The 24,774-nt window shown below is 71.2% G+C and carries 22 protein-coding genes; 15 read left to right on the top strand and 7 right to left on the bottom strand.

Translation table 11 applies throughout. The features are described 5' to 3' along the window. The first annotated feature begins 89 nt into the window (after positions 1-89). Together OAW74_RS03125 and OAW74_RS03120 are read left to right on the top strand one after the other, a co-directional pair. Positions 90-737, top strand: a complete 648-nt coding sequence (locus tag OAW74_RS03125; RefSeq protein WP_262872873.1) for an acetate uptake transporter family protein — start codon at positions 90-92, stop codon at positions 735-737. Continuing rightward, on the top strand, positions 734-1,540 hold the full coding sequence (locus OAW74_RS03120) for a DUF1206 domain-containing protein (RefSeq protein ID WP_262872872.1): 807 nt from the start codon (positions 734-736) through the stop codon (positions 1,538-1,540). Before OAW74_RS03125 ends, OAW74_RS03120 begins: the two co-directional genes overlap by 4 nt. Here the strand turns inward: OAW74_RS03120 and OAW74_RS03115 are convergent, their stop codons facing one another. Then, positions 1,541-2,617, bottom strand: coding sequence for an LOG family protein (locus tag OAW74_RS03115; RefSeq protein WP_262872871.1), 1,077 nt, complete (start codon positions 2,615-2,617; stop codon positions 1,541-1,543). It abuts the gene before it with no gap. Between the two features lie 133 nt (positions 2,618-2,750). Between OAW74_RS03115 and OAW74_RS03110 the strand changes: the two genes are divergently transcribed. Both OAW74_RS03110 and OAW74_RS03105 read left to right on the top strand, forming a co-directional pair. Beyond that, a complete protein-coding gene (locus tag OAW74_RS03110; RefSeq protein WP_262872870.1) occupies positions 2,751-3,500 on the top strand; it encodes an NADH:ubiquinone oxidoreductase subunit 4 (chain M) in 750 nt (249 codons plus the stop codon). A gap of 73 nt (positions 3,501-3,573) precedes the next feature. After that, positions 3,574-4,113, top strand: a complete 540-nt coding sequence (locus tag OAW74_RS03105; protein WP_262872869.1) for a pyridoxamine 5'-phosphate oxidase family protein — start codon at positions 3,574-3,576, stop codon at positions 4,111-4,113. 112 nt (positions 4,114-4,225) lie between these two features. Here OAW74_RS03105 and OAW74_RS03100 read toward each other — a convergent pair whose 3' ends face one another. After that, complete coding sequence (locus OAW74_RS03100) at positions 4,226-5,986, bottom strand: proline--tRNA ligase (RefSeq protein ID WP_262872868.1); 1,761 nt, start codon at positions 5,984-5,986, stop codon at positions 4,226-4,228. Positions 5,987-6,035: 49 nt separating this feature from the next. Between OAW74_RS03100 and OAW74_RS03095 the strand changes: the two genes are divergently transcribed. The 4 genes from OAW74_RS03095 to OAW74_RS03080 all read left to right on the top strand — a co-directional run bounded on the left by OAW74_RS03095 (position 6,036) and on the right by OAW74_RS03080 (position 9,881). Continuing rightward, the gene (locus OAW74_RS03095) at positions 6,036-7,472 is read left to right on the top strand and encodes an RNB domain-containing ribonuclease (protein WP_262872867.1); all 1,437 of its coding nucleotides are present in this window, start codon (positions 6,036-6,038) and stop codon (positions 7,470-7,472) included. Between the two features lie 19 nt (positions 7,473-7,491). Continuing rightward, positions 7,492-8,121 (top strand): pyroglutamyl-peptidase I, encoded by a 630-nt coding sequence (locus tag OAW74_RS03090; RefSeq protein WP_262872866.1) that lies wholly within the window; start codon positions 7,492-7,494, stop codon positions 8,119-8,121. A 63-nt stretch (positions 8,122-8,184) separates the two neighbouring features. Further along, a complete protein-coding gene (locus OAW74_RS03085; protein WP_262872865.1) occupies positions 8,185-8,865 on the top strand; it encodes a GntR family transcriptional regulator in 681 nt (226 codons plus the stop codon). Continuing rightward, positions 8,862-9,881: a 1-aminocyclopropane-1-carboxylate deaminase gene (locus OAW74_RS03080; protein ID WP_262872864.1), complete on the top strand. Its 1,020-nt coding sequence runs from the start codon at positions 8,862-8,864 to the stop codon at positions 9,879-9,881. The genes OAW74_RS03085 and OAW74_RS03080 overlap by 4 nt, the downstream gene beginning before the upstream one ends. A gap of 18 nt (positions 9,882-9,899) precedes the next feature. Here the strand turns inward: OAW74_RS03080 and OAW74_RS03075 are convergent, their stop codons facing one another. Both OAW74_RS03075 and ispG read right to left on the bottom strand, forming a co-directional pair. Continuing rightward, the gene (locus tag OAW74_RS03075) at positions 9,900-10,751 is read right to left on the bottom strand and encodes a hypothetical protein (RefSeq protein WP_262872863.1); all 852 of its coding nucleotides are present in this window, start codon (positions 10,749-10,751) and stop codon (positions 9,900-9,902) included. Next, positions 10,748-11,899 carry a flavodoxin-dependent (E)-4-hydroxy-3-methylbut-2-enyl-diphosphate synthase gene (gene ispG, locus OAW74_RS03070; RefSeq protein WP_262872862.1) on the bottom strand — a complete coding sequence of 384 codons (1,152 nt, stop codon included), beginning with the start codon at positions 11,897-11,899 and terminating at the stop codon, positions 10,748-10,750. The genes OAW74_RS03075 and ispG overlap by 4 nt, the downstream gene beginning before the upstream one ends. 72 nt (positions 11,900-11,971) lie before the next feature. Between ispG and OAW74_RS03065 the strand changes: the two genes are divergently transcribed. Together OAW74_RS03065 and OAW74_RS03060 are read left to right on the top strand one after the other, a co-directional pair. Beyond that, on the top strand, positions 11,972-13,216 hold the full coding sequence (locus OAW74_RS03065) for a low temperature requirement protein A (protein ID WP_262872861.1): 1,245 nt from the start codon (positions 11,972-11,974) through the stop codon (positions 13,214-13,216). A gap of 151 nt (positions 13,217-13,367) precedes the next feature. Beyond that, on the top strand, positions 13,368-15,305 hold the full coding sequence (locus OAW74_RS03060; protein ID WP_262872860.1) for an anthranilate synthase family protein: 1,938 nt from the start codon (positions 13,368-13,370) through the stop codon (positions 15,303-15,305). Between the two features lie 23 nt (positions 15,306-15,328). On the opposite strand, the gene OAW74_RS03055 is transcribed toward OAW74_RS03060, so the two are convergent. The 3 genes from OAW74_RS03055 to OAW74_RS03045 all read right to left on the bottom strand — a co-directional run bounded on the left by OAW74_RS03055 (position 15,329) and on the right by OAW74_RS03045 (position 18,284). Beyond that, entirely contained in the window at positions 15,329-16,570 is a 1,242-nt protein-coding gene (locus tag OAW74_RS03055) for an RNA polymerase sigma factor (RefSeq protein WP_262872859.1), read from the bottom strand. Then, positions 16,570-16,929, bottom strand: coding sequence for a YciI family protein (locus OAW74_RS03050; protein ID WP_262872858.1), 360 nt, complete (start codon positions 16,927-16,929; stop codon positions 16,570-16,572). The genes OAW74_RS03055 and OAW74_RS03050 overlap by 1 nt, the downstream gene beginning before the upstream one ends. Positions 16,930-17,012: 83 nt before the next feature. Next, a complete protein-coding gene (locus OAW74_RS03045) occupies positions 17,013-18,284 on the bottom strand; it encodes a M50 family metallopeptidase (protein WP_262872857.1) in 1,272 nt (423 codons plus the stop codon). 54 nt (positions 18,285-18,338) lie between these two features. Between OAW74_RS03045 and OAW74_RS03040 the strand changes: the two genes are divergently transcribed. The 5 genes from OAW74_RS03040 to pflA all read left to right on the top strand — a co-directional run bounded on the left by OAW74_RS03040 (position 18,339) and on the right by pflA (position 24,771). Next, positions 18,339-18,905 carry a hypothetical protein gene (locus OAW74_RS03040; protein ID WP_262872856.1) on the top strand — a complete coding sequence of 189 codons (567 nt, stop codon included), beginning with the start codon at positions 18,339-18,341 and terminating at the stop codon, positions 18,903-18,905. Between the two features lie 72 nt (positions 18,906-18,977). Continuing rightward, the gene (locus OAW74_RS03035) at positions 18,978-19,688 is read left to right on the top strand and encodes a YcnI family protein (protein WP_262872855.1); all 711 of its coding nucleotides are present in this window, start codon (positions 18,978-18,980) and stop codon (positions 19,686-19,688) included. Between the two features lie 39 nt (positions 19,689-19,727). Next, a complete protein-coding gene (locus OAW74_RS03030; protein WP_262872854.1) occupies positions 19,728-21,344 on the top strand; it encodes a Mur ligase family protein in 1,617 nt (538 codons plus the stop codon). A 198-nt stretch (positions 21,345-21,542) separates the two neighbouring features. After that, positions 21,543-23,822 (top strand): formate C-acetyltransferase, encoded by a 2,280-nt coding sequence (gene pflB / locus OAW74_RS03025; protein WP_262872853.1) that lies wholly within the window; start codon positions 21,543-21,545, stop codon positions 23,820-23,822. Between the two features lie 25 nt (positions 23,823-23,847). Further along, positions 23,848-24,771, top strand: a complete 924-nt coding sequence (pflA, locus tag OAW74_RS03020; protein WP_262872852.1) for a pyruvate formate-lyase-activating protein — start codon at positions 23,848-23,850, stop codon at positions 24,769-24,771. Positions 24,772-24,774 lie beyond the last annotated feature (3 nt).

Here is a 24,774-nt window from a genome sequence, read left to right as displayed (position 1 = left end):
CGGATGCCGCCTCAGCGCGCGCTGAGAGCGGCCCCCGCGCGCAGCGCAAGCCCTGGCCACGCACCGACGCCGATCGACATACTGGGCACATGACCGAGCCCACCACCAACATCGCCATCACCGACGTGATCAAGGTGCCACCCGGCGAGCGCGGAGGGCTGCGCGTCGCCGACCCCGGGCTGATCGGCCTGCTCGGGTTCGTCATCGCGACCCTGACGGCGCAGCTGGAGCATCTGGGGCTGCAGACCGAAGCACCGGTGTTCTGGGTCGGCGCCGTGTTCGGCGGCATCGTGCAGGTGACGGCCGGGATGCTGTCGTACTTCGCCGGCGACAACTTCCACTTCGTCGTCTACAACGCGTTCGGGTGGTACTGGATCGTCGTGCCGGGGTTCCTGCTCGGAGAGGAGGTGGGGATCTTCGAGGTGACCTCGCAGGCGCTCGGCCTGTTCGCGCTCATCTTCGCTGTCCTCGCCCTCGCCTTCGTGCCCGCGGGTGCCATGCACAACAGCGTGCTGCCGGTGACCCTCGCCGCGGTCTCGATCGGGCTCGGGCTGCAGTCGGCGGGGGCCTTCTCGGGTATCGCGGCCGTGGGGGCGGCCGGCGCCGTGTCTCTGCTGGTCGCCTCGGGCCTTGCCGCCTACATGCTGCTGGAGAAGTTCTACTGGCGCACGATGGGCAGGCACGTCGTTCCGGTGGGGCCACCGTGGTTCTCGGGCGACGCGAACCCCGAGTCATGACCGCGCCGGTGAAGGAGGTCGCCCGCGAGGCGGCCAGGAGCACTCCCCTGCGGGCCCTCGCCCGCGCGGGCTACGCCGCCAACGGCGTCGTGCATCTGCTGATCGCGGCGATCGTGCTGGCGGTGGCCTTCGGCGGCGACGGCGAGAGCGACCAGTCGGGGGCGTTCAAGGCGATCGGCGCGGCGCCCCTGGGGTTCGTCGTGCTGTGGGTGCTCGCGATCGCGCTGTTCGCCCTGGGGCTATGGCACGTCGTGGGCGGCGTGCTGGCGCGCGGTGACGCGAAGCGCACCTGGGGCACGCGGATCTCGGAGTGGGGTCAGGCGGCGGTCTTCTTCGCCCTCGGGTCGGTCGCCGTCGCAGTGGCGCTGGGAGCGAAGCCCGACAGCGAGCAGTCGGCCGAAGACGCGAGCAGGGGCGTGCTGCAGATCCCCGGCGGCGTCTTCGTGCTCGGCGCCGTGGGACTGGGCATCCTGATCGCGGGCATCGCGTTCGTCGTCATGGGCGTCATGCGCAGCTTCCGCAAGAAGCTCACGATGCCCTCCGGCGCGGCGGGTACGGCGCTGACGGCCCTCGGTGTCGTCGGGTTCATCGCGAAGGGCATCGCCCTGGCGATCGTCGGCGTGCTGCTGCTCGTGGCCGCAGTGAAGGTCGACGCCGACACCGCGGGCGGCCTCGACGGGGCCGTGCAGGCGCTCATCGGCCTTCCCTACGGCCCGGTGCTGGCAGCATCCGTCGGAATCGGGCTCGGCGCCTACGGCGTCTTCTGCCTGTTCCGCTCGCGCTACGCGAACCTCGACGCCTGATCAGATGCCCGGCGCGGGCCGCGGCGGCGCGGTCTCGACGCCGGGGGCGCTGGCCAGGGCGTTGACGGCGCGGATGAGGTGGTGCAGGTCACCGACCTTGAACCGGTTGAAGTGCATCACGAGCCGCGGCAGCTCGACGCGGTCGCCGTCTTCGCGCTCGGCGCGCAGCGCCCCTCGGCGCTCGATGCGCCCCTGCACGAGGAGTCCTGCGAACCTCTCGTTCAGCGCCTCGACCTCGGCATCGGCGGGCTCCGCGCGCAGCCGCAGCACGAGGCGCTTGCCGACCCAGCGCAGCGAGTCGTAGTTGCGCCAGAATCCCGTGATCTCGGCGGCGGCCCGCTCGACCGAATCGGTCAGCAGCACGCGGTCGAGGTCGTCGGGCGAGATGACACCCGACGGGATCAGCTGCTCATCGGCGAAGCGGCGCAGTCCCTGCCAGAACGTGCCGTCGGGGCCGTCGAGCAGCACGATCGGCGTCGGATCGGCCTTGCCGGTCTGCTGGAGCGTGAGCAGCTCGAACAGCTCGTCGAGGGTGCCGAAGCCGCCCGGCACGCACACGAACCCCTGCGACTCTTTGACGAGCATGAGCTTGCGGGTGAAGAAGTACTTCATCGCGACGTTGCGGGCCGCGGCCGCAACGACCGCGTTCGGCTTCTCTTCGAAGGGCAGGCGGATGCTGACCCCCAGCGAGTGGTCGGGCCCCGCGCCCTCGGCCGCCGCCTGCATGATGCCGGGGCCGGCGCCGGTGACGACCATCCATCCGCGAGCGGCGAGGGCGGCGGCGACGTCGGCGGCCGCGCGGTACTGCGCGTCGTCGGGCCGGGTGCGCGCCGAGCCGAAGATCGTGACCTTGGGCACGCCCTCGAAGGGCATGAACAGTGTGAACGCCGCACGCATCTCGGTGAGGGCGGCCGAGGTGATCTTGAGGTCGAGCCGGTCGGCGCCGTCGAGGCCGAGCCCCACACCGGTCGCGAGGATGCGGGCGACGAGGTCGACGTCGGCCTCGATGCCCGCCTGCTCGATGACGGCGCGCAGTGCTTCGGTGACCTCGGGGGCGAGGGTGGTGCTCTCGGACATGACTTCAGCCTTGCACGCGAGGGTGCGGCAGCGGGAACGGATGCTGAACCCGGCGTGAACCCGGTACGCCCTTAGAATCGTCGCCATGCCGAAACCCGGATCCGTCGCTCGCACCGGCATCTCGGCCCTCCTCGTGGCGATCCTGCTGGCCGGCTGTGCGCCCCTTCCCCTCGCGCCCGACCCGACACCGACGGAGGAGGAGGAAGAGTCCTTCGACGTCGATCGCCGTTTCACCGTCGGCGACAGTGCCGAACTTCAGCCGACCCCGACGGCGGACGCTGCTGCCGTCTGGGATCTGTTCGTGCTGATCGCTTCGCCGGAGTTCGTCGCGGAGGAGGTCGTGGCGTTCGAGGTCGGCGACGACCCCGCATCCGACTACTCCGCATACGTCATGCGGCATGAGACCAAACAGCAGCGGTGGGTGCTCGCTGCGAACCTTGCCTACGCCACGGCGGACGACGAACTGGCGGCGACGCTGATCCACGAGTTCGCTCACATGCTCAGCCTCGGGCCGGATCAGGTCACCAGAGACGCGATGTGCGCGACGATCTGGGTGAACGGCGGCTGCATGAGCCCCCGGTCGCACATCCTCGCCTTTCAGCACGAGTTCTGGGACGGGTATGGCAGCGCAGCGCCGCTGCCCGATGACGACGACCTCGATGCCGCATGGGAGTTCTATGAAGCCCACGAGGACGATTTCGTCACCGACTACGCGGCTGTGAACGTCTCGGAGGATTTCGCAGAGTCCTTCACGGCTTTCGTGCTTGAGGAACGCCCCGAGGCCGAGCCCGAGGATCTCTGGAACGAGAAGATCGACTTCTTCTGGACGATCCCCGAGTACGCCAGGATCCGCGATCGGATCCGTGCCGATCTGGAACTGTGACGGGTCGCTACGCCGCGACGACCGAAGTGTCAATCCCCTGCAGCATCCGCTCTGCGCCTGCGAGCGTCGGGGCATGAGCGAGAACGAGCAGAGCACAGCAGTCGAGGTCACCGGCGCCGAGGCGGTCGCCCGCGTCAAAGAGCTGGTCGAAGACATCGACTTCACGATGCTGACCACCCACGATGAGGCAGGCAACCTCGTGAGCAGGCCGATGAGCACACGTCAGATGGACGAGCAGGGCGACATCTGGTTCTTCACCTCCGACGAGGGGCGCAAGGCAGACGAGGTGGCCGAGGACCGGCACGTCGGGCTGTCGTACCTCGACGCGAAGGGCATGCGGTTCGTCTCGGTCGCAGGCCTCGCCCGCCTCGTGCACGACCGCGAGAAGATGACGGAGCTCTACTCGCCGTCGCTCGACATCTGGTTCGAGCAGGGCCTGGAGACCCCCGACATCGCGCTGCTGCGGGTCACCCCCGTCGAGACCGAGTTCTGGGAGCCGGCGCACGGCAAGGTCGCGATGGCGGCGGGGATGCTGAAGGCGCTCGTCACCAAGGACACCCCCGACGACACGATGCGCCACGGGCGCATCAGCTGCCCGGTCGAGCCGGCCTGAGCATGCAGCATCCGTCCTCGCCCGAAGCGAGGAGATCTCGCAAAGCGAGGACCGAAATGGCGGTTCTCGCCCTCGCCTGCCCGAATCTCCTCGCCTCAGCCGAGGACTCGCGTCAGCGGGCCGACAGGCGCGCGAGGGCGTCGGCGGCGGCCACGACCTCGCGCTCGCCGGTGCGGCGATCCCACAACTCGACCTGCCCATCGGCCGCGCCGCGGCCGACGATCACGATGGTCGGCACGCCGATCAGCTCGGCATCGGCGAACTTCACGCCGGGCGAGACGCGCGTGGGGCGGTCGTCGTAGAGCACGTCGAGGCCGTCGGCCTCGAGCGAGGCCGAGAGCTGCTCGGCCAGCTCGTAGGCGGCGGCATCCTTGCCCGTTGCGACCACCTGCACGTCGAACGGTGCCACCGAGGCCGGCCAGATCAGCCCCTTGTCGTCGTTGTTGAGCTCGGCGATGATCGCGAGGATGCGGGTGACGCCGATGCCGTACGAGCCCATCGTCACCGTGACGAGCTTGCCGTTCTCGTCGAGGACCTTGAGCCCCAGCGCGTCGGCGTACTTGCGGCCGAGCTGGAAGACATGGCCGATCTCCATGCCGCGGGCGAGGGTCACCGGACCCGAGCCGTCGGGCGCGAGGTCCCCCTCGCGCACCGAGGCGACCTCGACGAACCCGTCGGAGGCGAAGTCGCGGCCGGCCACGAGCGAGTGCACGTGCTTCTGGTCGATGTTGGCGCCGGTGATCCAGCTCGAGCCGTCGACGACGCGCGGATCGAGGAAGTAGCGGATGCCGGTGGCCGACTCCTCGCCGAGGATCGCGCCCTCCGCCGACCACGGGCCGATGTAGCCCTTGACCAGCAGCGGGTGCTTCTCGAAGTCCTCCGGCGTCGCCGGCTCGACGGCGGCCGGCGCGAAGGCGACCTCGACGCGCTTGTCGTCGACGTCGCGGTCGCCCGGGACTCCCACGATCACGAGTTCGCGCGTGCCGTCGAGGTGGGTGAGGGCCAGCACGACGTTCTTGAGGGTGTCGGCGGCGGTGTACTCGCCCTCCAGCACCGCGTTGGAGTGCGCGACGAGGGTGTCGATGGTCGGGGTGTCGGGCGAGTCGAAGATCACCGGCTCGCCGAGCCCGTCGAACGGGATGCTGTCGGGCACGACGGTCGTGAAGGCCTCGACGTTCGCGGCGTAGCCGCCCGCGGAGCGCACGAAGGTGTCTTCTCCGACGGCGGTGGGGTGCAGGAACTCCTCGCTGCGCGATCCGCCCATGGCGCCTGCGTCTGCCTGCACGATGACGTACTCCAGACCCAGGCGCTGGAAGATGCGCTCGTACGCGTCGCGCTGGGCCATGTACGACGCGTCGAGGCCGGCGTCGGTGTGGTCGAACGAGTACGCGTCCTTCATCGTGAACTCGCGGCCGCGCAGCAGGCCCGCCCGAGGGCGGGCTTCGTCGCGGTACTTGTCCTGGATCTGGTAGATCGTCAGCGGCAGATCCTTGTACGACGAGTACAGGTCTTTCACCAGCAGAGTGAAGACCTCTTCGTGCGTCGGGGCGAGGAGGTAGTCGGCATCCTTGCGGTCTTTCAGACGGAAGATGCCGTCGCCGTACTCCTCCCAGCGGCCGGTGACCTCGTAGGGCTCGCGCGGCAGCAGCGCCGGGAAGTGCACCTCGAAGGCGCCCGCGGCGGTCATCTCCTCGCGGATGACCTGCTCGAGCCGGGCCTTGACCCGCAGCCCCAGCGGCAGCCACGCGAAGATGCCGGGTGCCTGGCGGCGGATGTAGCCGGCGCGCACGAGCAGCTTGTGGCTCGTGACCTCGGCGTCGGCCGGGTCTTCGCGGAGGGTGCGGAGGAAGAAGTTCGAAAGACGGGTGACCACGATCGTCAAGCCTAGTTCTTTCGCGCGTGCCGCCTCCTAGGCTGGGCGCGTGACCGTGAGGCGCTCCCGCATCGTCGCCGCAGACGTGCGCGACGACCTCGCCGTCGCGCTCGACGCGCTGCGCGCCTCGCTCGAGCTGCCGACCGGCTTTCCCGCCGACGTGCTCGCCGAGGCGACGGATGCCGCTGCCACCGTTCCTGTCGATCCCGCCGCCGCGGGCCTGGCCGACCTGCGCGATCTCGAACTGCTCACGATCGACCCGGCCGGCTCCACCGACCTCGACCAGGCGCTGCACCTGGAGCGCACGGCAGCAGGAGCCGTGCTGCACTACGCGATCGCCGACGTTCCGGCCTTCGTCGCCCCCGGCGGGGCGCTGGATGCCGAGGCGCGCCGCCGAGGGCAGACGCTGTACGCGCCAGACGGGCGCATCCCGCTGCATCCGCCGATCCTCAGCGAAGACGCCGCCTCGCTGCTGCCCGAGCGCGACCGGCGCGCGTACGTGTGGCGGTTCGTGCTCGACGAGGGCGCCCGGCCCATCGAGACCACGCTCGTGCGCGCGGTCGTGCGCTCTCGCGCACAGTGGTCGTACGAGGATGCCCAGCGCGCGATCGACGACGGCACGGCACCCGGGTCGCTCGCGGCGATGCCGTGGTTCGGCGCGGCGCGCGCCGAACGCGAGCGGGAGCGCGGAGGCGCGAGCCTGAACCTCCCCGAGACCCGCGTCGTGGCGGAGGCCGACGGCTATCGCCTCGAGCGCAGCGAGGGCGTGCCGCTGGAGGAGTGGAACGCGCACGTGTCGCTCATGACCGGAATGGCGGCGGCGCAGATCATGCTGGACGGCGGCATCGGCATCCTCCGCACGATGCCGCCCGCCTCCCCCGATGACGTCGCCGAGTTCCGCGCCCGCACGATCGCCCTCGACCTGCCGTGGCGCCTGGATGTGCCCTACGGCGAGTACCTGCGCACGCTTCCGCACACTCTCGCGGCGCGCGCCGTGCGCGAGTACGCCGGAGGGCTCTTCCGCGGGGCCGGGTACGAGGTGTTCGACGGCGCACCGCCCGCCGCGCCGCTCCAGGCGGCGATCGGGGCGCCCTACGCGCACACGACGGCGCCGCTGCGGCGCCTCGTCGACCGCTGGTCGCTCGTGATCTGCGAGGCGCTCGCGAACGGCCGCGCTGTGCCGGAGTGGGCGCGTCAGTCGCTGCCGGAGGTGCCGAAGCTCATGGGCGCGAGCGCACAGCGGGCGTCGCGCCTCGACGCCGGCGCCCTCGACCGGGTCGAGGCTGCGGTGCTGCACGGGCGCGAGGGCGAGGAGTTCACCGGTGTCGTGCTGCGCGCCAAGGGCGACACCGCCCGCGTTCAGCTCGTGCGCCCACCCGTCGAGGCGACGGTGACGGGGCTCACGGTCGACCCAGGCACCGCCGTGCGGCTGCGCCTGGTCTCGGCCGCGATCGCCGACGGCGCCCTGGAGTTCGCCCCGGTCTGACGACGGCGACAATGGGAGCATGACCACCGTGCTGCTCACCGGGTTCGAGCCGTTCGGCGGCGACGCCGCCAACCCCTCCGGCGAGGCGGTGCGCCTCGTGGCAGCCTCGTGGGCGGGACCCGAGACCCTCATCACCGATGTGCTGCCGGTCACCTTCGCGGGCGCCGCGGCGCGGATGCGGCAGCTCATCGCCGCGCACTCCCCCGATGTCATCGTGGCTGCGGGTCTGGCAGGAGGCCGACGGGCGATCGGCGTCGAGCGGATCGCCGTGAACCTCGTCGACGCCCGTATCCCCGACAACGACGGAGCCCAGCCGATCGACGAGCCCTCGGTCGCCGGAGCCGAGAACGCGCTGTTCTCGACGCTGCCGGTCAAGGCCATCGCCGCCGCGATCGGTGCCGCCGGCATCCCCGCCGAGGTCTCGCACACGGCGGGCACGTTCGTGTGCAACCACGTCTTCTTCACGGTGCGGGATGCTGCGCCCATCGTCCGCGGCGGATTCGTGCACGTGCCGTGGGCCGCCGGTCAGGGGCGACAGGGCGACCCCGAGCTGCCGCTGGGCGACATCGCCCGCGCTCTGGAGATCGCGGTGCGCGTGAGCCTGGACGAGACCCGCGACCTGGCGGCGCCGGGCGGCAGCATCCACTGACGTCGGTCAAGCCCGCGGATGGGCGACTCGCATCCGACGGCGATGTGCAATATATTGCGTATCGTGCCCGTTCCCACCGAGACCCTGCCGCCGAGGCCGCTGCTGCGCGACGACGTCTACGCGCGGCTGCGCGACGCGATCGTCGACGGCACACTCGCCCCCGACGAGCAGCTGCGCGACGGCGAGCTCGCCGCGTGGCTCGGCGTCAGCCGCACCCCCGTGCGCGAGGCGCTGCTCGAGCTCGGCCGCGCGGGCCTCGTGCGCGCGACCCCCGGCCGCTCGACCGTGGTCGCCCCGCTCGAAGAGCGCAGCATCCGCGATGCGCAGTCGGTCGTCGCCGCGATGCACGCCCTCGCCGTGCGCGAGGCCGTGCCGAATCTCACGGCGGCGCACCTCGATCGCATGCGTGCCGCCAACGCCGCCTTCGCCGCCGCGCAGCGCGCGGGCGACGCGGATGCCGCCCTCCGCGCCGACGAGCAGTTCCATGCCGTCGCCCTCGAGGCCGCGGGCAATGCCGCCGTCGGCGCCGTCATCGCGCAGTACGAACCGGTGCTGCACCGCGCCGAGCGGCTGCGGTTCGCCTCGCACGAGGGAGCCGCCTCGATCGCCCGGCACGAGCGGCTCATCGAACTGTGCGCCGCCGGCGATGCCGAGGGCGCGGCCGCTGTGGCCGAGCACACGTGGCAGTCTCTCGCGGCAGCGCCTGCCGCATCCGTCCCCACCCCCACCCAGGAGCCCGCATGATCCTCGACCAGTTCCCCCGCTACCCGCTCACGTTCGGGCCGAGCCCGCTGCAGCACCTGAAGCGCCTCACGCAGCACCTCGGCGGAGCGCAGGTGTGGGCAAAGCGCGAGGATGTCTCGAGCGCCCTGGCCTACGGCGGCAACAAGGTGCGAAAACTCGAGTACATCGTGCCGGACGTGCTGGCCTCCGGCGCCGACACGCTCGTCTCGATCGGCGGGTACCAGTCCAACCACACCCGCCAGGTCGCCGCCGTCGCCGCGCACCTGGGGCTGAAGGCACGCCTCGTGCAGGAGAAGTGGGTGCCGTGGGACGACCCCACCAACGACCGCGTGGGCAACATCCTGCTCTCGCGCATGATGGGCGCCGACTCGCGGCTCGACGACGCGGGCTTCGACATCGGCATCCGCGACTCGTGGAAGCAGGCGCTCGAAGAAGTCGAGTCGGCCGGCGGCACCCCCTACCCGATCCCGGCCGGAGCGAGCGAGCACCGTCTGGGCGGGCTGGGGTTCGCCAACTGGGCGTTCGAGGTGGCCGAGCAGGAGAAGCAGCTGGGCGTCTTCTTCGACACGATCGTCGTGTGCACCGTGACCGGATCCACGCACGCCGGCATGATCGCGGGCTTCGCCGCGCTCGAAGACCTCACCGGGGTGAAGCGCCGCGTCATCGGCATCGACGCGTCGGCGACCCTCGAGAAGACCCGAGACCAGGTCGCCCGCATCGCACGGAACACCGCCGAGCTCATCGAGCTCGGCCGCGACCTCCGAGACGACGAGATCCAGGTGCTCGAGGGCTGGGCCGGGGACCTCTACGGCATCCCGGTCGACTCGACGATGCAGGCGATGGCTCTGGGCGCCCAGCTGGAGGCGATGATCACCGACCCGGTCTACGAGGGCAAGTCGCTCGCGGGCCTGATCGACCTCGTGGGCTCGGGCGACATCGGCAAGGACTCCACGGTGCTCTACGCGCACCTCGGCGGGCAGCCGGCGATCAACGCCTACCACTCGCTCTGGCCCTGAGGCGGTGAGGGCCCGCGGTCAGCTGCCCGGAACGACCGACGTCGTCATCACCAGCAGCGCGGGATCGGTGAGGTCCAGACGCACCGTGATCTCGGCGAACGCGTCGAGTGAGTCGACGTGCGTGCCGCCGCAGGCGAACGACACGAACCCTTCGGGCAGTTCGCACTCCCAGCGGCGCCGATCGGTGATCGAAGGGCCGTCGGTCACGACGCGGCTGACGGCGGCAGAACCCACCCACTCGCGCAGCTTCGCGTCGATGGCCGCCTCCCGCTCTGCGAGCGACGAGGCGAGGGCCGCGGGGTCGAACCCGGAGCGGCGCAGGCTCTTGCCGAGCCGGTAGGTGTCGACGGCGCCGTCGGGGCGGATGCGGCTCGTCTGGTTCGCCATCCCCTCGAAGTCGGGGTGGCCGAGCGGATCGGTCGGGGCGTCCTTGCGCCACAGCTCGGCGAGCGCCGCGTCGAGCGCGAGGGATGCCAGGTGGCACGCGGTGTGTCCGCGGCTGAGCGCCGCGCGCCGCGACGCGTCGACCGCCAGCTCGACGACCGCACCGGTCTCGAGGCGGGCCGGGGTCGCCAGGCGGTGCCCCACGAACCACTCCCACCCATCGACGCCGCGCTTGACCGGGATCTCGGCCCCGACCGCGAAGACGCCGTCGGCACCGCGGGCCGCCATGACGGCGTCCGCGATCTCGACGTCCTCGCCATCGACCTTCAGATGCCCGGTGTCGCCGGGCTGGTCGGGCCAGGTGTGGTCGACGGGGTGGAACGGAGTGGAATCGGTCACGACGACGGCGCCCGACGGGTCGTCGATCACCGCGATCACGCGGCCGGAGCCGCTCGTGGCGCCGGAGGGGAACGAGACGAGCGTCACGCCGTGACGACCTGGGCGGTGCCGAGGGGCGCGTCGGGGCCCATCTCGGCGGCGATGCGGTTCGCCTCTTCGATGAGGGTCGCCACGATCTCGGACTCCGGCACGGTCTTGACGACCTCGCCCTTGACGAAGATCTGCCCCTTGCCGTTGCCGCTGGCGACTCCGAGGTCGGCGTCGCGGGCCTCACCGGGGCCGTTGACGACGCAGCCCATGACGGCCACGCGCAGCGGCACCGTCATGTCCTTCAGCCCCTCGGTGACGTTGTCGGCGAGCGAGTAGACGTCGACCTGCGCTCGGCCGCACGAGGGGCACGAGACGATCTCGAGCTTGCGCTCGCGGAGGTTCAGCGACTGCAGGATCTGGTGGCCGACCTTGACCTCTTCGGCCGGCGGCGCCGACAGCGAGACGCGGATCGTGTCGCCGATGCCCTCCGACAGCAGGATGCCGAAGGCGGTGGCCGACTTGATCGTGCCCTGGAAGGCGGGGCCGGCCTCTGTGACGCCGAGGTGCAGCGGCCAGTCACCCCGCTCGGCCAGCAGCCGGTAGGCCTTGACCATCACGATCGGGTCGTTGTGCTTGACCGAGATCTTGAAGTCGTGGAAGTCGTGCTCCTCGAACAGCGACGCCTCCCACACGGCGCTCTCGCAGAGGGCCTCGGGGGTCGCCTTGCCGTACTTCTCCAGCAGCCTGCGGTCGAGCGACCCCGCGTTGACGCCGATGCGCAGCGAGACGCCGGCAGCCTTGGCCGCCGCGGCGATCGCGCCGACCTGATCGTCGAACTTGCGGATGTTGCCGGGGTTCACCCGCACCGCGGCACAGCCCGCGTCGATCGCCTGGAAGACGTACTTCGGCTGGAAGTGGATGTCGGCGATCACCGGGATCTGGCTCTTCTTGGCGATGATGTGCAGCACATCGGCGTCGTCCTGGCTGGGCACCGCCACGCGGACGATCTCGCAGCCGGATGCGGTGAGCTCCGCGATCTGCTGCAGCGTCGCGTTGATGTTGGTGGTGGGGGTCGTGCACATCGACTGCACGCTCACCGGCGCATCGCCGCCGACGAGCACCTTGCCGACCTTGATCTGGCGGCTCTTGCGGCGGGGGGCGAGGACTTCCGGCACGCGCGGCATCCCGAGATTGACTGCTGGCACGTCCTCCAGCCTACTTCGCGGCTTCTCGGCAGAGGCTGGATGCGGCAGCATCCGCCCCGGTAGCGTTCCGCCATGAGCCTGAACCACCATGCCGGGCGCATGAGCGGGCGCGACCCCCACGAGGCGCACCGCGCGGCCACGCCGCTCGAGCTGCTGTTCGACCTGACCTTCGTGGTGGCCTTCAGCCAGGTCTCCACCCAGACGGCGCACTACCTCGAGATCGGCGACCTCACGACGGCGTTCGGCGGGTTCGCCTTCACGATCTTCGGCGCGACGTGGGCGTGGATCAACTACTCGTGGCTGGCGTCGGCCTACGACAACGACGACGTGTTCTTCCGCCTGGCGACCCTCGTCGAGATGATCGGCGTCATCGTGTTCGCCCTCGGCGTGCCGCCCGCGTTCCACTCGATCGCCGAGGGCGAGCACCTCGACAACGCCCTCATCATCGCGGGCTACGTCGTCATGCGCATCGCCGGCGTCGCGCTGTGGCTGCGCGCGGCCCGCCACGATCCGGCCCACCGCGCCACGTGCCTCGCCTACGCGAAGAACATCGTGATCGCCCAGGTGCTGTGGATCGCGCTCGTGATCATCGACCTGCCGATCGGGCCGACCTTCGCGATCGCCGGCGTGCTGATCCTGTTCGAACTGGCGGGGCCGTTCTGGGCCGAGACGCGGCACGGCCGCACGCCGTGGCACGCGCACCACATCGCCGAGCGCTACGGACTGCTGGTGATCATCGCGCTCGGCGAGGTCGTGCTCGGCACGATCCTCACGATCTCGGCCGGCGTCGAGCAGTACGGCTGGACGATGGAGACGGTGCTGCTCACCGCGGGCGCGGCGACCCTCGCCTTCGCGCTGTGGTGGACCTACTTCTCGATTCCCTTCGGGGAGCTGCTCGAGGCGCACCGAGAACGCGCGTTCCTGTTCGGCTACCTGCACTACTTCGTCTTCGCCGCGATCGTCGGCATCGGGGCGGGTCTGCACACGGGCGCCCAGGTGATCGCGCACGATGCCCACGTCGACGCCGTCTTCGCGGTGTCGGCGGTGGCGGTCCCCGTCGTGCTCTATGAGTTCGTGATCTTCCTGCTCTACGCGCTGCTGGTGGGCAGGCTCGACCCCTTCCACGTCTGGCTGTTCGCGGGCGCCGTCGCGATGCTCGCCGTCGCGATCGGGTCGGTGGCGCTGGGCGCCTCTCTCGGCGCGGGCCTCGTGATCCTCGCGTGCTCGCCGGTCGTCATCGTGGTCGGCTACGAGACGGTCGGCTGGCGGCACGGGCGCGACCTGCTGGCCCGTGCGACGGCCGACCGGTCCCACTGAGCGCGTCTGCTATCGTGACCGCATGCTCGTGAACCGCACCTGGTGGTGGCCCGCCTCTTAGGCGGTGTGTTCGCGACCCTTCGAAACAGACCGCCTCCGGGCGGTCTTTCTGTCTCACGGCGACCGCCCGCCTCACCCGGAAGGCCCACCGATGACCGACGCCGGTCCCCGCGTCGCCGACGCGCTCGCCGAACTGATCGCGGCAGCTCTGCCGTTCGCCCTCATCGCCCGCGACGCCGACACCGTCGAGCTGCTCACCGGCGACGTCGTCGACGTCGACCTGCTCGCCGACATCCCCCTGACGGATGCCGCCGGCACCGCCCGCGAGGTGCTCGCGCTCGTGCCGTTCCGCCAGGTGCGCGAGCGCGGCTTCGAATGCCACGACGACGGCGCGCCGCTGCGCTGTCTCGTGGTGGACGAGCACATCGCCCTCCCCCGCTCCGAGGTGATCGCCGCGCTCCCGACCGCCTCGGTGCCGCTGCGCGACGCGGGCTTCGACATCGCCGACGAGGACTACGCCCAGATCGTCCGCCGCGTCATCTCCGACGAGATCGGCCGCGGCGAGGGCGCCAACTTCGTGATCCGCCGCGACTATGTCGCGGGCGTCGACACGGATGCGGCCACCGCCGCCCTCACGTGGTTCAGGGCGCTGCTCGAGCAGGAGCGCGGTGCCTATTGGACGTTCGTCGTCGTCACCGACGGGCACATCGCGGTGGGCGCGAGCCCCGAGGCCCACGTCAGCGCGAAAGACGGCGTCGTGACGATGAACCCGATCTCGGGCACCTTCCGCCACCCCGCGGGGGGTGCGACGGCGGCGACCCTCGGCGAGTTCCTCGAGTCGACGAAAGAGACCGAAGAGCTCTTCATGGTCGTCGACGAGGAGCTCAAGATGATGAGCGCCGTCTGCTCCGACGGCGGTCGCATCACGGGCCCGCACCTCAAGGAGATGTCGCGACTCACCCACACCGAGTACGTGCTGCGCGGGCGCAGCCGGCTCGACCCTCGCGACATCCTGCGCGAGACGATGTTCGCCCCGACCGTCACCGGCTCCCCCATGCAGAACGCGTGCGCCGTCATCGCGCGTCACGAGCAGACCCCTCGGGGCTACTACTCCGGCGTCGCGGCCCTGTTCACCCCGCGGGTGACCCTCGGCGCCGACGAGCCGACCCACGACCTCGACGCCCCCATCCTCATCCGCACGGCGTACCTGCAGGACGGCGTGCTGCACGTTCCGGTCGGCGCCACGCTCGTTCGGCACTCCGACCCGTACGGCGAGGTGAGCGAGACCCACGGCAAGGCAGCCGGTGTGCTCGGCGCGATCGGCGCCGTGCCCCGCACCGGGGCGGCAGCGCCCCTCGACGTCGTCGAGGGCGAGGTGATCGACGAGGACGCGCCGGCCGCCGTGCCGGTGAGTCTGGCCGCCGACCCGCAGATCTCGGTGCTGCTGGCCTCGCGCAACTCGCGCCTCGCGGCGTTCTGGCTGAACCCCCAGGGCTCCGCCGCCGACGCGCCGTTCGCCGGTCGCACCGCCGTCGTCGTCGACGCCGAAGACCGCTTCACGACGATGCTCGCCCACCAGCTGCGCCACCTGGGGCTGCAGGTCGAGATCCGCCACTGGAGCGAGGCGACCGACGCGCAGCTCGACGAGGCGGAACTCGTCATCTCGGGGCCCGGCCCCGGCGACCCTCGCGATCCCGACTCGGCGCGCATGCGGCGGATGCGCGAGGTCGTGGCCCGCCGACTCGACCTCGGCGCGCCCCTGCTGGCGGTGTGCCTGAGCCACCAGATCCTCGCCGACCGCCTCGGCATCGCCCTCGCTCCGCTCGCCCGCCCGCATCAGGGCCTGCAGAAGACGGTGGACGTGTTCGGCGAAGCCGCCTCGATCGGCTTCTACAACACGTTCACCGCGCGGGTCGAGCCCGGCACGACCGGCGCCGGTGCCGCCGACGTGGCCGCCGACCCCGCGACGGGAGACGTGTACGCCCTGCGCGGCCCGTCGTTCGCCTCGGTGCAGGGGCACCTCGAGTCGATCCTGTCGCGCGACGGCATGCGCACCCTCGAGCGGCTCGTCGGGCACGCGCTGGCCTGATCAGGTGCCACATGGGCGCCCGCTCAGCGGGCGAGGCGGCGCTCGATGAGGCGCCGCTCGGCGTCGTTGGCCGTCAGCTCGAGCGCACGCAGGTCGGCGGCGAGCGCGTCGTCGTCGCGGCCTGCGGCGCGCAGCATCCGCGCCCGCACGGCGTGCCACAGGCGGTACCGATCCAGCGCGCCGCGCAGCGCCTCGACCTCGGCGAGCGCGGGCACCGCTCCCGCGACCTCGGCGAGCACGACGGCCCGGTTGAGGCGCACGATGGGCGACGGGTCGTAGCCGAGCAGCATGTCGTAGAGCACGAGCATCTGCAGCCAGTCGGTGTCGGCGGCGCTCGTGGCATCGCAATGGCAGGCCGCGATCGCCGCGTGCAACTGCCACCGCCCCGGCGAGCGCAGCGCCGCCGCCCGCTCGAGCTCTGCTCTGGCCCGCGCGATCAGGTCCGCGTCCCACCGCGAGCGGTCCTGTTCGCCCAGCAGCACGAGCTCCCCATCGACCGCGCGCGCCCGCTCCCTCGCGCGGTGGAACAGCAGCAGGGCGTGCAGGCCCGCCGCCTCGGCCTCGCGCGGCAGCTCCTGCGCCACGACCCCCGCGAGCCACAGTGCATCGTCGGCGAGGTCGCGGTCGGCGGCCGCATCGGCGCCGGGGGCGAAGTGGGCCGCGTCGTACATCACCGACACGACGGCCAGCACGATGTCGAGGCGCTCGGCGCGCTCCGCCGGTTCGGGGATGCGCAGCGGGATCGCCGCAGCCGCCATCTTGCGCTTGGCCCGCGAGATCCGCTGACCGACGGTGGCCTCCGGCTCGATCGTGGCCCTCGCGATCTGCGCCGTCGTGACGCCGAGCACGGCGCGGAGCGTGAGCGCGAGCTGCGCCTCGGGCGCGAGCGCAGGGTGGCAGCAGCCGAACAGCAGCGGCAGGCGCTCGTCGGGCTCGTCGTCGACATCGTGGCCGGGCTCCTCGGCCAGCAGTGGCAGCTTCGCGCGCAGCGTCTTCTCGCGGCGAAGCCGGTCGATCGCGTCGTGGCGGGCGGTCTGCAGCAGCCACGCGCCGGGGTTCGGCGGCACTCCGCGCACCCGCCAGGTGCGCAGCGCCTCTTCGACGGCCTGCGCGGCCGCTTCCTCGGCCACGTCGAGGCTGCCGGTCGAGGCCGTCAGCGCTCGCACGATGCGCGCGTGCTCGGCGCGCACGACGCGGGCGAGGTCGCGATCGGATGCCGCGGCCCTGGCGCTCTCGTCGCCCGCAGCCGCGGCATCCGTCGTCATCACTGCTCGAACTGGCTGTAGTCGGTGACGATCGGCCGGATCTCGACCGAGGTGCCCGGCAGCTCGAGCATCGGCCAGCTCTTCACGAGCGTGACGGCGGCGTCCATGTCGGCGACATCGATGATGCTGAAGCCGCCGATGACCTCCTTGGCCTCCGAGAAGGGACCGTCGACGACGACACCCCCGCCGCGGACGGTCGTGGCGGTGTCGGCGGGCAGCAGTTCAGCTCCGCCGTCGGTGATGTCGGCGTCGTGCTCCTGGAACCAGGTGTAGACGCGGCCGTAGAGCTCCTGGCCGGCCTCGGGAGAGACCTGGGCGTCGAGCTCGGGGGTGGAGGTGAACATGATGACGTACTTCACGGCAGTGTCCTTTCGTCCATGGGAACCGTGTCACTGCTGCAGCGAACGGGCAAGGACGATTTCGACACCGCCGGCGAAGAATCTCAGAAGAGCGAGACCGGATTGAAGATGTCGGCGAGGATCAGCACGGCCCCCATGACGATCAGCCCGATCACCACGACGAAGGTCAGCGGCACGAGCTTGGTCGCATCCACCGGCTTCGGCGGTGGACGGCGGAACAGCTTCGCCCACGCACGCTTGAGGCCGTCCCACAGGGCTACGACGACGTGCCCGCCGTCGAGGGGCAGGAGGGGGATGAGGTTGAAGACGAACAGGGCGATGTTGAGCGAGGCCAGCAGCCCCAGGATCCCCGCGACGCGGTTGAGCACGGGGGCGTCCGCCGAGGCGACCTCTCCGGCGAGCACGCCCGCGCCGACGACGCTGAGCGGGCCGTTGGGGTCGCGCTCCTGACCGGTGACGAGGTCGACGGCGGTGTCCCACACCTTGATCGGCAGCTGCCAGATCACCTCGGCGACGGCCGCGACGTTCTCGAAGGCGGCCTGCGGGCCCGCCGTGATCGGCTGGCGCACGTATTCGGCCGTGGGCGCGATGCCGAGGAAGCCGATCTGAGTGGTCTGGCCGTCGGCATCCGTCGAAGAGATCGTCGCCGGCGTCGCCGTGAGCGTCTGCTGGGCCCCGTCGCGCTCGACGACAAGGGTCAGCTGCTCGCCCGGCGAGGCCTGGATGATCGCGGAGGCCTCGGCGAACGTCGAGACCGGCGTGCCGTCGACCGACACGATGACGTCACCGGGCTCGAGGCCCGCCGCCTGCGAGGGCGCCGCGGGGTCCTGCGCCGTGCACTCCGCACCCACCGTCGCCGGCACGCACTCCGACAACGAGGCGACGGTGGTCGTCGCCGTCTGCAGGCCGATGCCGCTGAGCAGCACCGTGAACAGCACGATGGCCAGCACGAGGTTCATGAGCGGCCCGCCGAGCATCACGATGACGCGCTGGTAGACCGGCAGCCGGTAGAAGACGCGCTCGCCGTCGTCGCCGTCGAGCGTCTCGTCGTTGGCGGTGCGGGCGTCCTGCACCATCGTGGCGAAGAAGCCGCCGCCGGCGCGCCCCTCGGCCCGCGAGGGCGGGTACATTCCCGCCATCGAGATGTAGCCGCCGAGCGGAATGGCCTTGAAGCCGTATTCGGTCTCGCCGCGGCGGCGCGACCACAGAGTCGGGCCGAAGCCGATCATGTACTGGCCGACGCGCACGCCGAAGGTCTTGGCGGGCACGAGATGGCCCACCTCGTGCAGAGCGATCGAGGCGGCGAGGCCGACCACGAGCAGCACGACTCCGACGACGAAGGCGATGACGGTCACAGCCACACGGTACCCGCGCGCTCCTCTGAATTGGCCGAGGGTAGGCTCGTCGCTGTGACGACCCGGCAGCTGCGCGTGCTCCGCGGCGGCGCGGCAGCCTCGGTCGCCGTGATCGCCTCCGCGGCCGCGCATACGCTCGCCGGCGGCGGCGCTCCGTCGGCCTGGCTGATGGTCGCCGCCGTGCTGCTCGCGTGGCCGCTCGCCGCCGTCGCCGTCGGGCGTCGGCTGACGGTCTGGGGCATGTCGCTCGCGGTGCTCGTGAGCCAGGCGCTGTTCCACGTCGCCTTCGCCCTCGTGGGCACGGCGGCCCCCGGAGCCGTCGCACACTTGCACCACGGCGCCCTGTCGTCGATGCCGATGGGCGGCGCGACCCTCGTGCCCGACGCCCAGATGACGGCGCATCACCTCGTCGCCGCCCTCGTGACGGTGATCGCCCTGCACCGCGGCGAGCGGATGCTGCGCGCCATCGCCCGCGGCATCGTGCGACTGCTGCCGGCCGCGGCCGCCGACCTCGCTCCGCTCGAGGCGGTCTCGCTGCGCCTGATCCGCCCGGCCGTCGCCCGCGTGCCGCAGCCGGTGCACTCCACCGACATCTTCCGCAGAGGGCCACCGGAGCGCTGACCGCTCCTTCGGCTGCGCGCCCGCGCATCCGTCCGCGAACCCGCGGAACCCTCATCTGAAACCGGAAGAACAATGCACGAAATCACTCCTGCGCGCCGTCGCGCCCGCATCGCCCTCGGCGCCACCGCCGGCCTCGCCCTTGCCCTCGCCGCTCCCCTGGCGGCCTCGGCGCACGTCCACGTGACCCCCGACGAGGCGTCGGCCGGCGCCTCGACCCGCCTCACCTTCTCGTTCAGCCACGGCTGCGACGACTCCCCGACCACCGCCCTGGTCATCGACATGCCCGACACGGTCACCAACGCCACGCCCGTGCTCGACGGCGCGTGGACGATCAGCCGCGAACTCCGAGACGACGGCACGACGGCGCAGGTGACCTACACGGCCGTGAACCCGATCGAATCGGGCATCTCGGCGTCGGTCTCGCTCGATGCCGACATCGCGACGGATGCCGCCGACACGAGCATCCCCTTCCCCGTGACGCAGGAGTGCGTCGACGGTGAGACCGCGTGGACCGAGGTCGCAGAAGAAGGCCAGACCGAAGACGACCTCGAGGCTCCCGCTCCGGTGGTCGTGATCGGGGCCGTCGCGGAGGCCACCGACGAGCACGACCACGGCACGGCCACGGCAGAGGCCGACGAGCATTCCGAGCACGCGGAGGAGACCGCATCCGCCTCCGACGAGGCGTCGGCGACGTCCGACCCGGTCGCCCGCTGGCTCGCCGCCGGCGGCCTGGTCGCGGGCCTCGCCGCCCTGTTCGTGGCCCTGCGCCGCCGCAAGGTCTGACCCGCGGTGGGCGGGGCTCCGTGCGAGGATGGGAAGGCTATGGCTGACACCCCGAACCTGCCTCCCGTGCTGCGCCCGGATGCCCCGCCCACCCACACGCTCTCAGACCTCGCAGAGCGCTTCGGCACCGGCGTGCGCGGCGACCTCTCCGGCGTCGAGCTGACCGGGCTGACCCTCGCCACGGCAGACCTCCGCCCCGGCGACGTGTTCGTCGCCGTGCAGGGCGGCACGCGCCACGGCGCGGAGTTCGCGCAGGCCGCCGCCGACAAGGGCGCCGTGGCCGTCGTCACCGACGCGGCGGGGGCCGACGCCGCCGCATCGGCCGGGCTCCCCGTCGTGCTCGTCGACGACCCTCGGGGTGTGCTCGGCGCGCTGTCCGCCTGGGTCTATTCGACCGGTCGCGACGACGACCTGCCGACCCTCTTCGGCACGACGGGCACCAACGGCAAGACGAGTGTGTCGCATCTGCTCGAGGGCATCCTCGGTCAGCTCGGAGTCGTCACGGGGCTCAGCTCCACCGCAGAGCGCCACATCGCCGGACAGATCATCGTGTCGCGACTGACGACGCCCGAGGCCTACGAGATGCACGCCCTGCTGGCGCTCATGCGCGAGCGCGGCGTCGAGGCCGTCACCGTCGAGGTGAGCGCGCAGGCTCTCAGCCGCCGCCGGGTCGACGGCATCGTCTTCGACGTCGCAGGCTTCACCAACCTCAGCCACGACCACCTCGACGACTACGCCGACATGCGCGAGTACTTCGAGGCCAAGCTCCCCCTCTTCCGCCCCGATCGCTCCCGCCGTGCCGTCATCAGCCTCGACTCGCCCTACAGCGCCGAGGTCGTCGAGCGATGCGAAGTGCCCTTCGTCACGGTCGGCACGCCCGACATCGCGACGGATGCGGCTGCCGCGGCCGCAGCCGACTGGACCGTCGAGATCCTCGACGAGAAGCCCGACGGCACCCGGTTCCGCCTCGCCGCGAGCGACGGCCGGAGCCTCGAGACCGTCGTGCCGGTCATCGGCAGGCACATGGCCGCCAACGCGGGCCTCGCGATCGTGATGATCCTCGAGGGCGGCTACACGTGGGAGTCGCTCGTCGCAGCCCTCGACGGGCGGCGCATCGACGCCTACCTGCCCGGGCGCACGCAGCTGGTCTCCGGCCCCGAGGGGCCCGCCGTCTACGTCGACTTCGGGCACTCCCCCGACGCCTTCGAGAAGACCCTCGCCGCGATCCGTCGGGTGACCCCCGGCACGGTGCTCATGCTCGTCGGCGCCGACGGCGACCGCGATGCGACCAAGCGCCACGACATGGGCCGCACCGCCGTCGAAGGCAGCGACATCCTGGTCATCACCGACCACCATCCTCGGTTCGAGGAGCCCTCCGGCATCCGCGCCACCCTCATCGAGGGCGCGCGCCGCGCGCGACCCGACGCCGAGATCCACGAGTTCTCGCCGCCCGAGGTCGCCATCGTCGAGGCCGTCAAGCTCGTAGGCTCGGGAGACGCGATCCTCTGGGCCGGCCCCGGCCACCAGGACTACCGCGACATCCGCGGAGTGCGCACTCCGTACTCCGCGCGCGAGCTCGCCCGCCGCGCGCTCAAGGCGGCCGGATGGCCGGTGCCGGACCCGCATTGGCCGGTGCCGTACCCGCCGGAGGACTGACAGCATCCTCTTGTGGTCTGACCACAAAGATCAGCGTGGCCCGCCCACATCGTCTGTGCCCCTCGTGCACGTTCGGAACAGATCCGCGCACACGCGGTTGACTGGACGCAGGAAGAGCACCAGGCACGCCGGGCGGAGCACCGCCATCCCCGGGTAACCACCCGACGCGACCGGGTCCCACAAGGACAGGGAAGCGACATGAGCACCATGACCCCCGCGGCCACCGCCGCCACAGACCACACCGACGCCGCCCCCGCGGCGTGGAACGGATTCACCGCAGGACCGTGGCAGGACGCCATCGACGTCCGCGACTTCATCCAGCACAACTACTCGCCCTTCTCCGGGGATGCGTCGTTCCTTCAGGGGCCGACGGCACGCACGACGGGAATCTGGGACCGCCTCAGTGCGATGTTCCCCGTCGAGCGGGAGAAGGGCGTGTACGACGTCGACCCGCACACCCCCGCGGGCATCACGGCGCACGGCCCTGGGTACATCGCACAGGACGACGAGATCATCGTCGGGCTGCAGACGGATGCCCCGCTCAAGCGCGCCATCATGCCCAACGGCGGATGGCGCATGGTCGAGGGGGCGCTGCAGACCTACGGCTACGAGGTCGACGAGACGCTGCGCACGGTCTTCACGACCTACCGCAAGACGCACAACGAGGGCGTCTTCGACCTGTACCCGCCGTCGGTGCGCGCCGCCCGCAGCTCGCACGTCATCACGGGCCTTCCCGACGCCTACGGCCGCGGCCGCATCATCGGCGATTACCGCCGTGTCGCCCTCTACGGCGTCGACGCGCTGATCGCCGCGAAGAAGATCGACAAGCTGGGCATCGACACCGCCGGCTTCAGCGAAGAGAACCTGCGCATGCGCGAAGAGCACGCGGAGCAGATCCGCGCGCTCGGCGAGCTCAAGACGATGGCCGCCTCCTACGGCTACGACATCTCGGGCCCGGCCACCACCGCCCGCGAGGCCGTGCAGTGGCTGTACTTCGCCTATCTCGCCGCCGTCAAGGAGCAGAACGGCGCAGCCATGTCGCTCGGCCGCACCTCGACCTTCCTCGACATCTTCATCGAGCGCGACCTCGAAGCCGGCGTCATCACCGAGGCCGAGGCGCAGGAGATCATCGACGACTTCGTCATCAAGCTGCGGATCGTGCGGTTCCTCCGCACTCCCGAGTACGACGCCCTGTTCTCGGGCGACCCGACCTGGGTCACCGAGACGATCGGCGGCATGGGTGAGGACGGCCGGTCGCTCGTGACCAAGAACTCGTTCCGGTTCCTGCAGACCCTCTACAACCTGGGCCCCGCCCCCGAGCCGAACATGACGGTGTTCTGGAGCGCCGACCTGCCGCAGGGGTTCAAGGACTTCTGCTCGCAGGTGTCGATCGACACCTCCGCCGTGCAGTACGAGTCCGACGACCTGATCCGCGGCGAGTGGGGCGACGACGCGGCCATCGCGTGCTGCGTGTCTCCCATGCGCGTGGGCAAGCAGATGCAGTTCTTCGGCGCCCGCGTCAACCTCGCCAAGACCCTGCTGTACGCCATCAACGGCGGCCGTGATGAGATCACCGGCAAGCAGGTCTCGCCCGCGACGGCTCCCGTCGACACCGACGTGCTCGACTTCGACGACGTCATGGCCCGCTTCGACAAGACAATGGACTGGCTCGCCGAGACCTACGTGGAGGCGCTGAACTGCATCCACTGGTCGCACGACAAGTACGCCTACGAGCGCATCGAGATGGCCCTCCACGATAAGGACGTGCTGCGCACGATGGCCTGCGGCATCGCCGGTCTCTCGGTCGCGGCCGACTCGCTGTCGGCGATCAAGTACGCCACGGTCACCACGATCCGCGACGACCGCGGCATCATCGTCGACTACGAGACGACGGGCGAGTACCCGGCGTTCGGCAACGACGACGACCGGGTCGACGCGATCGCGGTCGACCTCGTCGAGCGCTTCATGGCGAAGATCCGCCGTCACCCCACGTATCGCAACGCCGTGCCGACGCAGTCGGTGCTGACGATCACCTCGAACGTGGTCTACGGCAAGAACACCGGCAACACCCCCGATGGCCGCCGTGCCGGCGAGCCGTTCGCTCCGGGGGCCAACCCGATGAACGGACGTGACACGCACGGGATGCTGGCATCGGCGCTGTCGGTGGCCAAGCTCGAGTACCACGAGGCACAGGACGGCATCTCGCTGACCAACACCGTGGTCCCCGCCGGGCTCGGCCGCACGCGCGAGGAGCAGGTGCGCAACCTCACGGGTCTGCTCGACGCCTACACGGGCGCCGACGGGTACCACATGAACGTCAACGTGCTGAACCGCGAGACGCTCGAGGACGCCATGGAGCACCCCGAGAACTACCCGCAGCTGACGATCCGCGTGTCGGGCTACGCCGTGAACTTCGTGCGCCTCACCCGCGAGCAGCAGCTCGACGTGCTCTCGCGCACCTTCCACGGCTCGATGTGACCTCACGATCGATCGGAACAGCACGATGAGCGCCACGCTGATCCCGGCGCCGCTGCCCGCCGACGCGACCCGGCTGGACGCCCCCACAGTGCGTGGGGGCGGTCCGCTCGGGACCCGGGCGGGACACGGCCTCGACGGGCTGCAGGTCTCGGGCGTCGAGCGCGCCGAGCGGCTCGCCGCGATGCGCGCGGGCGAACTCGGGTCGCTGCACTCGTGGGAGCTGGTGACCGCCGTCGACGGCCCCGGCACACGCCTGACGGCGTTCCTCAGCGGCTGCCCGCTGCGGTGCCTGTACTGCCACAACCCCGACACGCTGCAGATGCGCGACGGCGAACCGGTCACGGCCGACGAGCTGCTGGCGCGGGTGCGCCGCTACCTCGGCGTCTTCCGCGCCACCGGCGGCGGCCTCACCCTCTCGGGCGGCGAGGTGCTCATGCAGCCCGCGTTCGCTGCGAAGGTGCTCCGCGGGGCGAAGGAGATGGGCGTGCACACGGCCCTCGACACCTCGGGCTTCCTGGGCGCGAACGCGACCGACGCGATGCTCGACGACACCGACCTCGTGCTGCTCGACGTCAAGTCGGGCGACCCCGCCACCTACACGCGGGTCACCGGCCGCGAGCTCGAGCCGACGCTCGCGTTCGGCAGGCGCCTGGCCGAACGTGGCCTGTCCGGCCACGGCCCGGAGGTGTGGATCCGCTTCGTGCTCGTGCCAGGACTCACCGACGACGAAGACAACGTGCAGCGCGTCGCCGAATATGCGGCATCCCTCAATGAGATCCGTCCGGGCACCGTGACCCGCGTCGAGGTGCTGCCCTTCCACCAGATGGGGCGGGACAAGTGGCAGGCGGTGGGCCGCGCCTACGCGCTGGCCGACACCGAGCCGCCCACACCCGCGCTCGTCGAGCGGGTGCGAGGACAGTTCCGCGCCCAGGGGCTGACGACCTACTGACCG

It is taken from the genome of Microbacterium fluvii, from assembly GCF_025515205.1.
GTDB lineage: Bacteria > Actinomycetota > Actinomycetes > Actinomycetales > Microbacteriaceae > Microbacterium > Microbacterium fluvii.
This window is presented reverse-complemented; position numbering and strand designations above follow the sequence as displayed.

Coding starts and splice junctions, on each gene's coding strand:
- OAW74_RS03125 (WP_262872873.1), top strand. CDS start 90: ATGACCGAGCCCACCACCAACATCGCCATCACCGACGTGATCAAGGTG.
- OAW74_RS03120 (WP_262872872.1), top strand. CDS start 734: ATGACCGCGCCGGTGAAGGAGGTCGCCCGCGAGGCGGCCAGGAGCACT.
- OAW74_RS03115 (WP_262872871.1), bottom strand. CDS start 2,617: ATGTCCGAGAGCACCACCCTCGCCCCCGAGGTCACCGAAGCACTGCGC.
- OAW74_RS03105 (WP_262872869.1), top strand. CDS start 3,574: ATGAGCGAGAACGAGCAGAGCACAGCAGTCGAGGTCACCGGCGCCGAG.
- OAW74_RS03090 (WP_262872866.1), top strand. CDS start 7,492: ATGACCACCGTGCTGCTCACCGGGTTCGAGCCGTTCGGCGGCGACGCC.
- OAW74_RS03080 (WP_262872864.1), top strand. CDS start 8,862: ATGATCCTCGACCAGTTCCCCCGCTACCCGCTCACGTTCGGGCCGAGC.
- OAW74_RS03065 (WP_262872861.1), top strand. CDS start 11,972: ATGAGCCTGAACCACCATGCCGGGCGCATGAGCGGGCGCGACCCCCAC.
- OAW74_RS03060 (WP_262872860.1), top strand. CDS start 13,368: ATGACCGACGCCGGTCCCCGCGTCGCCGACGCGCTCGCCGAACTGATC.
- OAW74_RS03055 (WP_262872859.1), bottom strand. CDS start 16,570: ATGACGACGGATGCCGCGGCTGCGGGCGACGAGAGCGCCAGGGCCGCG.
- OAW74_RS03035 (WP_262872855.1), top strand. CDS start 18,978: ATGCACGAAATCACTCCTGCGCGCCGTCGCGCCCGCATCGCCCTCGGC.
- OAW74_RS03030 (WP_262872854.1), top strand. CDS start 19,728: ATGGCTGACACCCCGAACCTGCCTCCCGTGCTGCGCCCGGATGCCCCG.
- pflB (WP_262872853.1), top strand. CDS start 21,543: ATGAGCACCATGACCCCCGCGGCCACCGCCGCCACAGACCACACCGAC.
- pflA (WP_262872852.1), top strand. CDS start 23,848: ATGAGCGCCACGCTGATCCCGGCGCCGCTGCCCGCCGACGCGACCCGG.